The 14369-nt window shown below is 60.0% G+C and carries 12 protein-coding genes, 1 tRNA gene and 1 pseudogene; 3 read left to right on the top strand and 11 right to left on the bottom strand.

Going from position 1 to position 14369, the window contains the following annotated elements; all coding sequences use genetic code 11:
• Nucleotides 1–278: 278 nt before the first annotated feature.
• Complete coding sequence (locus FFS60_RS16135) at nucleotides 279–1259, bottom strand: IS5 family transposase (RefSeq protein WP_137822533.1); 981 nt, start codon at nucleotides 1257–1259, stop codon at nucleotides 279–281.
• Nucleotides 1260–1737: 478 nt separating this feature from the next.
• Here FFS60_RS16135 and FFS60_RS16140 point away from each other — a divergent pair, with 478 nt between their 5' ends.
• Nucleotides 1738–3891: a methyl-accepting chemotaxis protein gene (locus FFS60_RS16140; protein WP_137822534.1), complete on the top strand. Its 2154-nt coding sequence runs from the start codon at nucleotides 1738–1740 to the stop codon at nucleotides 3889–3891.
• Between the two features lie 90 nt (nucleotides 3892–3981).
• Nucleotides 3982–4599 (top strand): annotated as a pseudogene (locus FFS60_RS28700) (purine phosphorylase); the annotation flags it as partial.
• Nucleotides 4600–4846: 247 nt separating this feature from the next.
• Here FFS60_RS28700 and FFS60_RS16145 read toward each other — a convergent pair.
• From FFS60_RS16145 to FFS60_RS16155, 3 genes are all read right to left on the bottom strand, one after another.
• Nucleotides 4847–5053 carry an antitoxin Xre/MbcA/ParS toxin-binding domain-containing protein gene (locus FFS60_RS16145; RefSeq protein WP_137822535.1) on the bottom strand — a complete coding sequence of 69 codons (207 nt, stop codon included), beginning with the start codon at nucleotides 5051–5053 and terminating at the stop codon, nucleotides 4847–4849.
• Between the two features lie 210 nt (nucleotides 5054–5263).
• Nucleotides 5264–5608, bottom strand: coding sequence for a tyrosine-type recombinase/integrase (locus tag FFS60_RS16150; RefSeq protein ID WP_171016530.1), 345 nt, complete (start codon nucleotides 5606–5608; stop codon nucleotides 5264–5266).
• 263 nt (nucleotides 5609–5871) lie between these two features.
• Nucleotides 5872–6174 carry a hypothetical protein gene (locus FFS60_RS16155; protein WP_137822537.1) on the bottom strand — a complete coding sequence of 101 codons (303 nt, stop codon included), beginning with the start codon at nucleotides 6172–6174 and terminating at the stop codon, nucleotides 5872–5874.
• A gap of 180 nt (nucleotides 6175–6354) precedes the next feature.
• On the opposite strand from FFS60_RS16155, the gene FFS60_RS16160 reads away from it, so the two are divergent.
• Entirely contained in the window at nucleotides 6355–6492 is a 138-nt protein-coding gene (locus tag FFS60_RS16160; protein WP_137822538.1) for a DNA-binding protein, read from the top strand.
• A gap of 208 nt (nucleotides 6493–6700) precedes the next feature.
• On the opposite strand, the gene FFS60_RS16165 is transcribed toward FFS60_RS16160, so the two are convergent.
• The 7 genes from FFS60_RS16165 to FFS60_RS16195 all read right to left on the bottom strand — a co-directional run bounded on the left by FFS60_RS16165 (nucleotide 6701) and on the right by FFS60_RS16195 (nucleotide 14276).
• Nucleotides 6701–8533 carry an integrase arm-type DNA-binding domain-containing protein gene (locus tag FFS60_RS16165; RefSeq protein ID WP_137822539.1) on the bottom strand — a complete coding sequence of 611 codons (1833 nt, stop codon included), beginning with the start codon at nucleotides 8531–8533 and terminating at the stop codon, nucleotides 6701–6703.
• A 226-nt stretch (nucleotides 8534–8759) separates the two neighbouring features.
• A tRNA-Gly gene (locus FFS60_RS16170) sits at nucleotides 8760–8835 on the bottom strand.
• A gap of 70 nt (nucleotides 8836–8905) precedes the next feature.
• A complete protein-coding gene (gene pgsA, locus FFS60_RS16175; protein WP_028628028.1) occupies nucleotides 8906–9466 on the bottom strand; it encodes a CDP-diacylglycerol--glycerol-3-phosphate 3-phosphatidyltransferase in 561 nt (186 codons plus the stop codon).
• 32 nt (nucleotides 9467–9498) lie between these two features.
• Entirely contained in the window at nucleotides 9499–11322 is a 1824-nt protein-coding gene (gene uvrC / locus FFS60_RS16180; protein ID WP_028628029.1) for an excinuclease ABC subunit UvrC, read from the bottom strand.
• Between the two features lies 1 nt (nucleotide 11323).
• Nucleotides 11324–11968 (bottom strand): UvrY/SirA/GacA family response regulator transcription factor, encoded by a 645-nt coding sequence (gene uvrY, locus FFS60_RS16185; RefSeq protein ID WP_028628030.1) that lies wholly within the window; start codon nucleotides 11966–11968, stop codon nucleotides 11324–11326.
• A 289-nt stretch (nucleotides 11969–12257) separates the two neighbouring features.
• Nucleotides 12258–12884: an SCO family protein gene (locus FFS60_RS16190; protein WP_137822540.1), complete on the bottom strand. Its 627-nt coding sequence runs from the start codon at nucleotides 12882–12884 to the stop codon at nucleotides 12258–12260.
• Between the two features lie 39 nt (nucleotides 12885–12923).
• Nucleotides 12924–14276: a multicopper oxidase family protein gene (locus FFS60_RS16195; protein WP_256658099.1), complete on the bottom strand. Its 1353-nt coding sequence runs from the start codon at nucleotides 14274–14276 to the stop codon at nucleotides 12924–12926.
• Nucleotides 14277–14369: the final 93 nt, after the last annotated feature.

The raw sequence follows: 14369 nt of genomic DNA on the forward strand, positions 1-14369 counted from the left end.
AAAAGTATCCGCAGGTGAGCTCCCTCCAGCGGGGGCGGGTCCAGGCCCCTATCGGTCGTCGGTGCCCGAAAAATCACCGAAGCAGCATCATATAATCATCACGATGCAACTGTAACGTCAGAGGCCCTAGGGATGGTCTGAAGTAGCCATGTATTTCTGGTACAGACTTCGGCCCTCGCCGATTTTGAAGGCGGAGAGTCGATCAAAAACGATCAGATCACCCGCTCACTTCTGTGTTTTTAGCCGCCGCGAGCACCTCGCGACGGCTATTCCCCACGTTACAGGCGCACCTCTCCTGCATTCGTCAGTAGATGCCGGCGGGCCATCCACAGGTTCGACAGGGCGAACAGTGTCACCAACTGTGTAGTGTTCTTCGCCAGACCCCGGAAGCGCACCTTCACGTAACAAAACTGACGCTTGATCACCCGAAACGGATGTTCGACCTTCGCCCGCACCTGCGCCTTGGCCTTTTCAATCCGACGTTTCACCCGGTACAGCAGGCTGCGTTTACCGTGCTTCTGGTAGGTGCTGCGGCGTGCCGCGACCTGCCAAATCACCTGGCGACCCGCATGCTCTTCGCGCTTCTCGACACCGGTATAGCCGGCATCGGCACAGACCACGTTTTCCTCGCCGTGCAGCAGGCGATCGACCTGGGTGACATCGGCCACGTTGGCCGCCGTGCCCACCACGCTGTGCACCAGCCCCGACTCAGCATCCACACCGATGTGCGCCTTCATGCCGAAGTAGTAGGTGTTGCCTTTCTTGGTCTGGTGCATTTCCGGGTCGCGCTTACCGTCCTGGTTCTTGGTCGAACTCGGCGCATGGATCAGCGTGGCATCGACGATGGTGCCCTGGCGCAGCGATAGGCCCCGGTCGCCCAGGTAACCATTGATCACTGCCAGAATCCCTGCCGCCAGCTCGTGTTTCTCCAGCAGGCGACGGAAGTTGAGGATGGTGGTTTCGTCCGGGATACGCTCCAAGCTCAGCCCGGCAAACTGGCGCAGGATCGTGGTCTCGTACAGCGCCTCCTCCATCGCTGGATCGCTGTAGCCGAACCAGTTTTGCATCAGATGCACGCGCAGCATGGCCATCAACGGATAGGCCGGACGACCGCCTTCACCCTTCGGGTAGTGCGGCTCGATCAGGGCAACCAAGCCCTTCCACGGCACCACCTGATCCATCTCGATCAGGAACAGTTCCTTGCGGGTCTGCTTGCGCTTGCCGGCGTACTCGGCGTCGGCGAAGGTCATCTGTTTCATCGGGAAACTCGAGCAACGGGATCGGCGTATTTCACCAGAAACAGGAAGTCTTCTTCAGATTTCCCTAGGGAATCCGCCTGAATCAAAGTCGTAAAGCGAGTGCTCTCGCGGCTCAACGGCCGCGCAGCGATGAGGCGGCAACCACAGTTCCTGTCCCGGCGCCCCAGCCATTAAGCAAATTGGCCGCAAATACCACTTGCTCCAGAAAAAACACACCGAAAGGGACGATACCCGATCGCGGAAACGTGCTGTCGCAGAGCACCTACATGGCGCACCGTGGACGTGCAGATTAAGTGGGCGACTCGCTCGATGCTTGAAACTCGATACTTGTTTGATCGGACACTGAGGCCGCGACTCCCTAAGCGTTGGCCGCTTCCTGGCGCCCGTTCTCCGACATTGATCAACTCTCCCTCAGGCGAGCTGGTCTGTAAATTGCTGAGGAGCCGGCATCTGTCGCCGTTAGTGAATGGGGTTCACTATGACCGCTCTGCAAAGCACCCGCATGCAATTGTCCGCCAGCGAACGGACCTGGCTGCCTTGGTTCGGAAAATCTGGCAAGCTGGCCATAGGCTGGTCGTGCTGGCTCAACCGCAGCATGTATCCCCAAGTGGAACAGGCCTTCGAAGGCATCGCGCAGACACGGGTGAATGTCCTGCAGAACTGGACTACCAGCCAGTGGCAACACCTCGCCGAATTGGCCGCGGGCATCGGCCTGGATCTGGATTCCGGCCCGCAACTGCTGCGCGCCAAACTCGAGCAAATGCCGGACATCTCCGAGTTATTCCTGGTCAATGACGAAGGCCAGGTCACCGCCTCCACCTGGGCAGCGCGCAACGGTGCCCGCGACCTGCCGCCCCACGCCTTGTCCCTCGGTCTGCGCGAGCCCTTCCTGCACGGCCCCTACACTGACCCGCAAACCCTGGCCATAGGTCCCAGCACCTCGCGCTTCCACGACGCGGTGACCCTGATGTTCTACCAGCCACTCAAGGTGAATGGCCGTGCCGTGGGCTGCCTCTGCGGACGCGTGCCCAACGATGTGCTCGGTGATCTGATTCAGCGCGAAGCTGGGCATATCTATCGCGAGTCCGGGGACAACTACCTGTTCATGGTGAACTCTCGCTTCGACCCATCCATCCAGGCCGGCACCGCGCTGTCGCGCTCTCGCTTCGAGGACAACACCTTTAGTCATGGCGAGAACCTCAAGCAGGGGGTGAACACCGCCTTCGGCACCGTGAGGGTCAGCCGCCACACCGAGCTCGAACTGCGTTTCACTGACCCGGCTACCGGTCAGTTGCACCCCGGTGTGCGGGAAACCATTCACAAGGGCAGCAACCTCTTCGTCTGCTACCCGGGCTACTCCGATTACCGCCACATCCCGGTCATCGGTAAGGGCGTTACCTTCCAGCTACCGGGCTCGCCGGACCGCTGGGGGATGATGTGCGAAGCCGATCTGGAAGAGGTCTACCGCCGCCGTTCCATCAGTTTCGGACTGATGAAGACCTATCTGTTCACCCTTCTGGCCGTGACCGGTTTTGGCTATTTACTGCAGCGCTACAGCGGCCTGTCGGACGACTGGCTGTACCTGCTGCATGCCTTGCTGCTGGCCTGCGGCGCCTTATCCTTCCGCAGCTTCGGCCCCCGTCGTCTGGCCGCCCGCCTGCAGGAGATGACCGAACTAATCCGAACCATCGCCGAGGGCGAAGGCAATTTGCGCCAGCGTCTGGATACATCACGCATGTCGAACGACGAGACAGGTGACATGGGGCGCTGGATCAACAGCTTTATCGACAATCTGGACGGCATAGTCGGGCAAGTCATCAGCGTCTCGCACAACGTACGTCAGACCAACGAGCGCATGCTCGAACGCAGCAGCCAGGCTGGCCACACCAGCAGCCAGGTTGCAGAGGCGGTACATGCGATGCTGGTTCTGGTTGAAGAGCAACTAGGTGAGATCAACCAGGCCTCAATGACTGCCGAGGAAATGAAGCGGGCAATGGACGAGGTAGTGTCCCGCGCCCACGAACGCTTCGAGTCGGTGCGCGTGGGCACCCAGTCGATTCGCGACGTGGTGGAGCGCTCGGCACAGAGCGTACAGTCCCTGGATAGCCAAATGGCAAAGATCGAGGAGATCGTTGGGCTAATCAGCGACATCACGACCCAGACCAACCTGCTGGCCCTCAATGCTGCGATCGAGGCAGCTCGCGCCGGCGACCATGGCCGTGGCTTCGCCGTAGTGGCGGGCGAAGTGCGTAACCTCGCTCAACGCACCGCCAGCGCAGCTGAAGATATCCGCGGCCGGGTCGAAGGCCTGCAGACGGCGACGCGCCAGGCCGTTGCCTTCATGGAAGGCGGCGTGCAAAACGTCGACAACGGTTTGCGTCTGACCGAGGAAGCTTCGAGCGAGAACCTCAACCTGCATCGTACCGTCGAGCGCATGTTCGAGATCATCAAGCAACTGCACGAGCGCAGCTTGGAGTACGGCCAGACCATCCGTGGCGTAGATCAAGCGTCCAGTGAAATGGGCCAATCGGTGGGAGTGCTGCACAACAGCGCCGAGCGTGTCAAACATACAGCCAACCAGTTGCAGCAATTGATGGGGCAGTTCCGGGTTAGTGCAAAGGTGGAGGTGTAAGCTCGGGCGCGCAGATCCCAGACGAACCAACGTGTTCCCAACAGAGGCAATCTCAACTATCGGCCAGGCCACAAGGAAAAGGCAGCAGCTGTGGCTGGGGTAGTCGATCGAGCGCACGCCTTCACTCGCGCGCTTACCAAAAGCATCTTGGACGCTAACGGTGGACTGGTTGTTTACCTTGCGGGTGAGCCGAAAAATGATGATGGAGACCTGCTGACCTTCGACTGGACGGTAGCGAGCGAGGCCAGTGCACAAGCATCTAACTACACACCAGCACGCCAACTGAAAATTGTGACGTCGCAGAAAGCCATGCAAGAAAAGATGTCCGAGGAACAGCGGATGTTCATTCGGCGTCTGCAAGCTCAAAAATTCGCCGAGGTCATCTATGTGTCCGACGACTTGGTAACCGGGGGCAACATCGGGGAAGAGCAGGTCGAGCTGGCCACAGTCATGATCGCCCTGGGTGGCGGCCGAGGAGTGTCCGACCGCGCGCATAAAATGCGCAAAAGACGCCTGCCGATCCTGCCTTTTGAGCTGCAGCTTGGCGGTTTCAGCGATGACGGAGTGGGTGCGATAGGTCTGCACAAAGCTTTCTTCAGCGATCCATTGTCGATGCTCCCTATCACCGGGGAGCAGGTGAAATCGGAACTGGATACCCTTTTTCTGCAAGAGCCTATCTTCCCGCTGAACGAGCTGGCAGAGATTACGGTAGGGCTGTTTCAAGCTGAGAGGGAAGCCGAACAGGCATACCGGACGCCGGATGTTCTCATCCTCACTGCACTGTCAGTGGAACTTGCCGCGCATCGAGCAGAGCGCGATCGACGCCCTGGCGAGCTAACGCCTCCGGTGACAACGGGACAGGTCGTTCACGCATGCCGGAACCCTCGAAGTGGGCTAGCGAAGGGGCTGGCTGGCAGTAACGCCAGGCCGTTAACGGCGGCCCTAAAACTCAGGGTCAGTGATAGACCCCATACTCGATGCGCCCGAGAAAAGTCTCGAGCACTTCCAGGTCCTCTGCGCTCGCGAGCATTTCGATCGGACGACGCTGTTCGAGCCCCAGGGCCGGCGTCACCATCCAGCGCTCAGCCTTCTCTCGACTGCCGAAGATCCGCGTGGCGCGCGCCAGCGTCTCGGCATACCGCACAGCAAAAATCTCAGTCATGGTGGTCGCGCCTTACCGAGCCACGCAGGCGCCCGGTCCCAGTTAACCAAACCCAAGCGCCCTGCCTCCTATGCCGATGCGCTGGTGAGGCTGTGCGTGGGGGCCAGGTCCGGTCAACTGCCGCCCATTGAGAAACTCGCTCACCGCGCAATCCCCACCAGCCCCTTCGCCCAGCGAGCAAGTCGGACCCTACAACCGGCAACGGGGCATTCACGACGAGCGGCGCAGCTCGCCAAACGGCATCTCCGGCTCAACATAGCGCAAGGCGGCCTTGGCATCGCGCCAGCCGACGTAACTCATCAGCGCCTTGACGACCCACTGGTTGCGACTGGCCCAGGTGGCAAAGCCGCGGCGCAATGAGTGGCTGCTGTAGCGCTCACCCTTCAATCCACTACGCACCATCGCCCGACGGAGGATGCGCGAGACGCTGTACGCGTGCAGTCCGTCCTCCGCCAGGTTGCCCCAACGGCCCACCGCACGAAACACCGGGCCCTGGCGCAAGCCCGATACCGCGATCCAGTCAAGATAGGCCTCCACCGGACACAGACGTTTCAAGGCCGGCACCGTGAACGACCGCCCAGTGTTGTCGCGGTCGCCTTTACTGCTGGGCAAGAACAAGTCCATCCCCTCCCCTGCCGCGCCTCAATAAACTCCACGCGCAGCCGGCACAGGTTATCGCTGCGAAACGCCCGCCAGAACCCCAGCAAGATCAGCGCACGATCCCGCCGGCAGTGCAACAGCGAATGGTCATCCGCTTGTTCCTGTTCCAACAGCCAGTCGATGCAGCGGGTCAGTTCCGCCAACTGCAGCGGCTGGGCCTAACGCTCGAGCCGGGGATGCAGGGCCTGAATGCCGCGGAGCACCTCGCGCACCTGCGGCGCCTTGGCCGGATCGGGAAAACCCTGACTGAGGTGCCACTTGGCCAGAGCGGCGAGATTCGCCCGCAAGGTCGAGCTGGCCAGGGTCTCGGCGTAATCCGCCAGGTAGCGGGCAATCGCCTCACTGCTGGCGGGCAGGAAGCCGCCCCAGGTCTCCTCGAAATGTGCGAGCGCCTGCTGATAGCGGCGCTCGGTGCTCTCGCGTCGCGAGGCCTGCCGGTAGCGATCGACCTTCTCCGTCACCGTCTCGCCCTCCTGCGTACTGGAAAAACGACCCTTCTCCCCCTCCACCCCCGCTGAGGTTTGAGAATGCCCGCTTCACAAGCGTCAGTTCGTCCGGCCAAATCCCCTAATTCCGAGTGCCGGTACAGCTGTACTTCCATACTCCATGTCACACCACACAATCGTCGGAGTAACAGCACCATGGCGCGTAGCGGCATCAACAAGGCGTTAGTGCAGAAAGCCTGGGAAGCCCCCCTGGCACGCGGGGTGCGTCCCAGCATTAACGCCGTGCGTATCGAACTGGGGAATACGGGGTCGAAAAGCACCATTCAACGCTGATTCACCTCCTGTAGCCAACGACCCAGGCCTGAGCGACGAGATTGTCAGCTCCATCTCCGATATTGCGGACCGGCTACGCCAGAAGGCGGAAGACTTCGGCGCGGCAGAACGCGAAGCGGTCGCGGGCCAACAGCAGGAATATCGCAGCCATCTTCGCGCTTACTGATTCCGAGCAACCGTTCTCGCCGCCCTATACAGAGGAAAACTACTAGACGTCCCCTACTGGGTATCTATCCCAAGCAAGATCACCGCTGATCATCTGGACTATCTCATGGAGGTTGGCAAGCGAGACGCCCTCAATAGCAGAACGCCCGCCCAATGAGCCCCGAGGTTGCATCAGCAACTGATAGAGCGACCATGAGTCGACACTCTCCGACCCCATCAGCACCGCCTGCACCATCCTTTGCTTGAGCGGATCGAGCTGCCAGTCGGGAATCCGCTGGCCGCGGTTGCCCATGCTCAAGGCCAGCAATTTACCGGCCTTGATCTGGCGGTTGATCTGGTCCCGGGATTTACCTGCCAACCTGGCAAACTGGTCCACCGGCAGATTGTGAGGCGCTTCGTAGGTTGCGAGCATTGCCATTCGCTCACGCTGGACATCCGAAACAATTGCCTCCTCCACTGGAGTTGGCTCAGGCTGTATCGGCACTGCTGACAGGCGCTTGACCGGCTCTCCCGTCATTGGCAACCGCAGGATCGGCGAAGCACCAGACTCAATCGAATCCGTGGGTGCTCCTACAGCTTCGTCCAGCACCGGCATGCCATCGATGCGGATAGTCAAGTGTGTGCAGGCAGTATTGACCTCTCCTTGCTCCATTAGATCAAGCCGATCAGCCCAGTCCTGCATCATCCTCCGACGCGGCTCCACATACCGGGCGTGGTTGTAGGTCGCGCTGACCTTGTTGGGGTCCGCGTGCGAGAGTTGGGCATCCACCCAAATCTTGGGGTAGCCGATCTCGTTGAGCGCCGTGGAGAGCGTGCCGCGAATGCCATGACCGGTGAGCAGCCCCTCGTAGCCCATGCGCTTGAGCGCCGCATTCAGCGTGTTCTCGCTGATGCGCTTATGCAGATCGCTGCGATTCACCAACAGGTAACGCTGGGCAGGTTTGACCCGCTCCAGCAAGTAGCGAACGATCTCAATGGCCTGGACAGATAGTGGCACGATGTAGGGCGGAATGTCCTGCGGCCGCTTTCCACGCTTGCGCATGCCGTCCTGCAGTTGCTTGACCACTTCCGGCGGAATGCTCCACAAGCCACGTTCCAGGTCGAATTGATCCGGGGTTGCCAAGCGCAATTCGCCAGTGCGTACGCCGGTCAGCAGCAGCAGACGAATCCCCAGTTGCGTGGTGATGTTGCCTCTATAACCGCGCAGCTTGCGCAACAGTTCGGGCAACTCGTGCAAGCGCAGGAACGGATTATGGGCAACGGGGGGTTTGGGGGCTGCAACCACATCCAGATCGGACGCCGGGTTACCCTCCAACCCTTCGACTTTCACCATGGCAAAGCGGTACAGCTGCCGAAACCAGGTGCGCACCTTCTCTGCAGTTGTGAAGGCCCCTCGCTGCTCGATCGTGGCGAGGACGTCCAGCAGATCGGGGCGGCGGATATCGAAGATGGTTACGGCGCCCAGGACCGGCAACACCTCCTTGTCGAAGACGCGCTGGATCTGCGAGAGCGTGCTCTGCCGCCCTTCCTTGAGGTCCAACCTACGGTGTGCGAGCCACTGCAGATACACCGCCTTGAAGCTGTTCTCCGTCGCCAAACGGACAGCCCGGAGCTTCTGCTTGCGGTCAATCTTGGGGTTGATGCCCTTCGCCAACAGGGCGCGGGCCTCATCGCGCAGCGCACGTGCGGCCCGGAGACTGACCTCCGGATAGGTGCCCAAGGACATCCGCTTCTGCTTGGCCGCCCAGTAGTACCTGAAGTGCCAGGATCTACCGCCCGTGGCGGACACCGCCAACGACAGGCCATCGAAGTCAGGGAGAGTATAGGCTTTGCCAGTGGCCCGGGCCTGCCGGACAGCGACGTCTGTGAGTGCCATCATTGAGTTCCTGAACAGGAGTCAGGACCAGATGCTTGTCTCGCCGACCGCGCTCCTCCAGCAACTATCCGGAAACCACCTCCCCCGTAAAGATGGACTTTAAAATGGACTTAAATGCCCTGGCAGGGGGTAGACTCCTGTAGATTCCGCTGGAACGAAAAAAAGGGCCTTACGGCCCTTTTTTCAATGACTTACAGACTTCAGTGGACATCTGTAGATCATAATTTGGAGCGGGAAACGAGACTCGAACTCGCGACCCCGACCTTGGCAAGGTCGTGCTCTACCAACTGAGCTATTCCCGCTTTGTCGTGTTGACGGGCGCCATTCTATAGATTCATGAACAGCCGTCAACCCCTTGATTCAAAAAAACTTTTATTTTTCCTTCGGGTCCGTGCTGAGGTGCGGCAGGGCCGCCAGCAGGTAGTGCAGCATCGACCAGAGCGTCAGGGCTGCGGCCAAGATAAGCAGGAAATAACCAATCGCCACCCAGAAGGTGAACAGCGGCGGGTTGGCCAGCAGGATGACCAGTGCCAGCATCTGCGCGGCTGTCTTCCATTTGCCCAGGTTCGATACAGCCACATGGGCACGAGCACCAAGCTCCGCCATCCACTCGCGCAAGGCCGATACCACGATCTCGCGACCGATGATGATCGCCGCCGGCAAGGACAGCCAGAGGTTGTGGTGCTCCTCCACGAGTAGAACCAGCGCCACCGCCACCATCAGCTTGTCAGCAACCGGGTCGAGGAAAGCGCCGAAGGGCGTGCTCTGCTGCCAACGCCGGGCCAGGTAGCCATCGAACCAGTCAGTGATCGCCGCAATGGCGAAAACCGCGCTGGCTGCCAGGTAGCTCCAGGAGAACGGCAGATAGAAGAGCAGTATGAAAACGGGAATGAGCAGTACGCGAAGAACGGTGAGCAGGTTAGGAATATTCATCGTTACGGCTGGTTTTGAAGGAAGGCCGCATTCTACTCGCTGTGCAGGGCTGCATAAATCGACTCAGCAAGCTTTTTGCTGATACCGGGTGCCTTGGCGATTTCCTCGATGCTGGCCCGACTGAGTTCCTGCAGTCCACCAAAATGCTTGAGCAGCTCCCGACGGCGCTTCGGCCCTACTCCGGCCACCTCTTCCAGGCTGGACGTGCGACGCGCCTTGCCACGTCGTGCACGGTGCCCGGTGATGGCAAAGCGGTGCGCCTCGTCGCGGATCTGCTGGATCAGGTGCAGTGCCGGCGAATCCGCCGGCAAGGTGAACTCGTGGGCTGCATCGTTGAGGTAGAGGGTTTCGAAGCCTGGCTTGCGGGTGACGCCCTTGGCGACGCCAAGCAGAATCAACTCAGGCACTGCCAGTTCCCTGAGCACTTCCTGCGCCATGGCGAGTTGGCCTTTGCCACCGTCCACCAGCAAAATGTCAGGTAACTTGCCCTCCCCCTCCTTCAACTTGCTGAAACGACGCGACAGCGCCTGGTGCATGGCTGCGTAGTCGTCTCCAGCGGTAACACCTTCGATGTTATAGCGACGATAGTCCGACTTCAGCGCGCCCTCGGGCCCGAACACCACGCATGAAGCCACGGTGGCTTCTCCGCTGGAATGGCTGATGTCGTAGCACTCCAGTCGCTGTGGCGTCTCATCCAGGCCAAGGGCCTCGGCTAGCGCTTCGAAACGTGCCGCAGTGTGCTGCCGGTTGGCCAGCCGTGCGGCCAAGGCCTGTTCGGCGTTGGTGACGGCCAACTGTTGCCAGCGCGCACGGGTGCCACGCACCCGATGGCTGATATCCAGTTCACGACCGCGCAACTCGGCCAGCGCGGCGATCAGCGTCGGGAAGTCTTCGTGAGTGGTGTTGACGATCAGTTCGCTGGGCAGGTCCCGGTCGTGATTGCTCAGGTAGTACTGGGCAATGAACGCCACCAGCACATCGGCAGCTTCTTCTTCGATACCAACCTGCGGGAAAAAGTGCTTGCTGCCCAGGACACGACCACCGCGCACGCTGATCAAGTGCACGCACGCTCCGCCCGGTGTGGCGATGGCAGCCACCACATCGATGTCGCCGGTGCCACCTTCCATGCTTTGCTGGTCCTGCACTCGACGCAGGATGGCGATCTGGTCACGCAGTTCGGCAGCCCGCTCGAAATCCAGCCGCTGTGCCGCTGCTTCCATCCCGACGGAAAGCTCTTGGCTCAAGGCGTTACTACGCCCCTCGAGGAACATCACCGAGTGACGCACGTCCTCAGTGTATTCAGCCGGGTCTACCAGCCCCACACAAGGCGCCTTGCAACGTTTGATCTGGTACTGCAGGCAGGGTCGGGTGCGATTCTTGTAGTAGCTGTCCTCACACTGGCGGACCAGGAAGGCCTTTTGCAGCAGGTTGAGGCTTTCGCGAATAGCACCCGCACTGGGGTATGGTCCGAAATAACGCCCTTTCTGCTTCTTCGCCCCACGGTGAATGCTCAGCCGCGGGAAATCGCCGTCGCTGAGGTGTACGTAGGGATAGGACTTATCGTCCCGCAGCAGGATGTTGTAGGGCGGCCGCCATTCCTTGATCAGCGTCTGCTCCAGCAGCAGCGCTTCGGTCTCATTGGCAGTGATGGTGGTCTCGACCTGGACGATACGCGCCACCAGGGCGGCGGTCTTGGGCGCCAGGCCAGTCTTTCGGAAGTAGCTGGCAAGACGCTTCTTCAGGTTCTTCGCCTTGCCTACATAAAGCAGTTTGCCGCCCGCATCGAGCATCCGGTAAACACCCGGACGACCGCTGCAGGCAGCAAGGAACGCACTCGCGTCGAAGGATTCGGACATCTTAGCTGACGGCGTCTACCATGCCGTGTCGAACAGCCAGCAGCGCCAGCTCCACGTCGCTGGAAATGGAAAGCTTATCGAAGATCCGGTAGCGGTAGGTATTCACTGTCTTCGGCGACAGACAGAGCTTGTCGGAAATACTCTGCACTTTCTGGCAGTTGGCGATCATCAGGGCGATCTGGATTTCGCGCTCCGACAGCAGATCAAAGGGCGAACCACTGGCCTGAGGCTGGAAGGACTTGAGCGCCAGTTGCTGGGCAATCTGCGGACTGATGAAACGGTGGCCGGCGAAGACCTGGCGAATCGCCTGGATCATTTCCTCCAGAGCAGCGCCCTTGGTCAGGTAACCGGCCGCGCCAGCCTGCAACAACCGGGTTGGGAATGGATCATCCTCGCAAGCGGTCACCGCCACCACCTTGAGGTCCGTATGGCTACGCAGCAGCTTGCGAGTCGCCTCAAGACCGCCGATGCCGGGCATTTTGACATCCATCAGGACCACATCGGGCTTGAGTTCCCGTGCTTTTTTCAGGGCTTCCTCGCCGCTGTCAGCCTGCCCTACCACCTGCAGGCCATCGACATCGGCCAGCATGCGGGTAATCCCCGTTCTAACAAGATCGTGGTCATCGACCACCAGCACCCTAATCAAGCGACACCTCTCAGTGCATCGCGCGCTGCCTTGGCAGCAAGCTTGTTCAAATGAGGCTCACATTAGCAAATGACCGGAGAATGACCTAGCGCCAGATGCATTTGCCGTCAAACGATCAGCGCCAATTTCTCATCCAATGATAGCCATGCATATGACTTCGCAGACGCCGCGCGCCAGAAAAAGCCCAATAATCACAATGCACTATCGAGCTTTTCTATGAAGAGGATGAAGATATGGAGGCAACCAATGCGAGGGCGCCCCTGTTACGCCAGGGACACCCTCGTGCTTTTCAGGAGGCCGCGCTCCATTCGCGGTCTACATGGTTCAGCGTAGAGAGAATGTGCTTCGGACCGGTCAGTGCCGGCGCCATGGTCCAGCGCTCGTAACTGTCGTTCCCCATACGCACGAGACCGGTATGACTGGTCAGATTGCGATCGACCTCAGGATCAACGTCATAGAAGCCCAGACTGAAACGAATGGCCTCGATGTCCTCCGGGTCTCCGGTAAGGAACTCCCAGCCCCGGCCGATGTGGTACTTCTCGACATAGGCCTTGAGCTCATCGGGCGTATCCAGCAGCGGCTGCAAGGTGATGGAGTGCATGAACACACTCCGCCCTACCCGGTCGCCCAGCAGTTGCTGGAACTGGCGCAAGTTTGCCGTCATGGTCGGGCATTTGCCGGTGCACTGCGTGTACATCATGTTGAAGGTAACCACCTTGCCGCGGATGAGGTCGTCGTAGAACCTCACCTTGCGACCTTCGTGGGTGTAAAGCGTGACATTGGGAAACGGAATCGCCCCGGCACTGCGCGCTGAAGCGGTATCGACCAGGCCACCACTGCCGCGATTGGCGGCCCAACCAGCCAGCAAGGCAGCCGCACCACCGAACCCGGCCAGCATCTTTCTTCGCGTGTTCATATTGATTCCTCCCACCTCGAAGTTGCCCTGCAATCGGCTTCAGACGATGTCCCAGCGCAGCATCATGGCGTGGTCTTCGTGGATCAGGTTGTGGCAGTGCATGGGGTACCTGCCCTTGTAGTCGCGGAAGCGCAGGAACACCCGCAACGTGGTAAGAGGCTCGACCACAAAGACATCCTTGCGCCCCCGTTCGTGGACCGGAATGGGGACACTGACGCCCTTGACGATCTTCTGCAGGATTCGCCCTTCCTCGAAGTGAATATGAATGGGATGGCTCCAGCCATCGTTGACGTTAGAGAGTTCCCAGATCTCATAACCGCCCTTGGGTATCTGTGCCCGAGGACTGTTCACATCGACGAACTTGCCGTTGATCGCCCACATGCCCTTGTCGCGCTCGAAGATCCAGCGCCGCACCGGCGCTGAGCTGATCTCCGCCTGGGTGATCAGAGGCAGAGGTCGCAAGGTAGCTGGAACCCGACTCAAATCCTGGGCCGGCGGGTAACGGTCGATAATGATCTTCAGTACCCGGTCGCCAGGTTCCTTGATGTCCTTCGGTAGCCGGGTTTCTATCTGACGCATGCGGTTAACCAAATACAACTGGGTCCCGATCACGTACTTCGAGAAGTCGACCACTATGTCCGCGCGCTCGGCCACGCCCAGGGTCACATTGGTCTGGTTGAGCAGCGGAGCCGGGAACAAGTTGCCGTCATTGGAGATGTGGGTGAACTTCTGCAACACGTTCGTCGGCGATACCAGGGCGAAGTTGTAGAAGCGACTCGGACCGGTATTCAGCAGACGGAAACGGTACTTGCGTGCCGCGACCCGCAACACCGGCTCGATGCGACCATTCACCGCCACCTTGTCGCCCAGCACGCCCTCCGGGTTGACCTGGTCATAGAACAGCCTTCCGTTCGCATCGAAACGCCGATCATTGAAATTGAGCGGATAGTCGTACGGGTGACTCGGCAGACGCAAAGCACTGGGGTTCGGATCAGCCTCATTGCCCGAGTCCAACTCGTCGAAGAGGTAGTAAAACCCCGCCAACCCGAGGTAGAGGTTGGGTGCGGTGAAGTCCAGGGTGTGGTCGTGATAGAAGAGCGTGCCCAAAGCCTCGGTCGGATCGCCCAGCAAGTCCTGGCGAGCCTCGAAGCCGGCCTTGACATTGGAGTAGAGGTGATCCTTGAAGCGGCCATTGGCCGACAATGTCGGGCCATGCTTGTTGGGGCTGTAGTAGTCGCCCGGGAAACCATCGCTTTCCGACCCGCAGTGCAGATTGTGCAAGTGGGTGGAAATCTCTGGGGTACCGAATCCCACATGGTTCTGCGGCAGCTTGTTGTGGATACGGCAGATCAAAGGACGCCCGTAGCGCGCAAAAAAAGTCGCACTGGGCATGGTCCAATCCGGATTGCTGTTGGCCTGATAGCCCCAGATTCGCTGCGGCGGGTAGGACGGGCTATACACCCAGTCGTTTCGCTCCGTCGCACT

The sequence above is a fragment of the Pseudomonas sp. D(2018) genome (assembly GCF_005502555.1).
Classification (GTDB): domain Bacteria; phylum Pseudomonadota; class Gammaproteobacteria; order Pseudomonadales; family Pseudomonadaceae; genus Metapseudomonas; species Metapseudomonas resinovorans.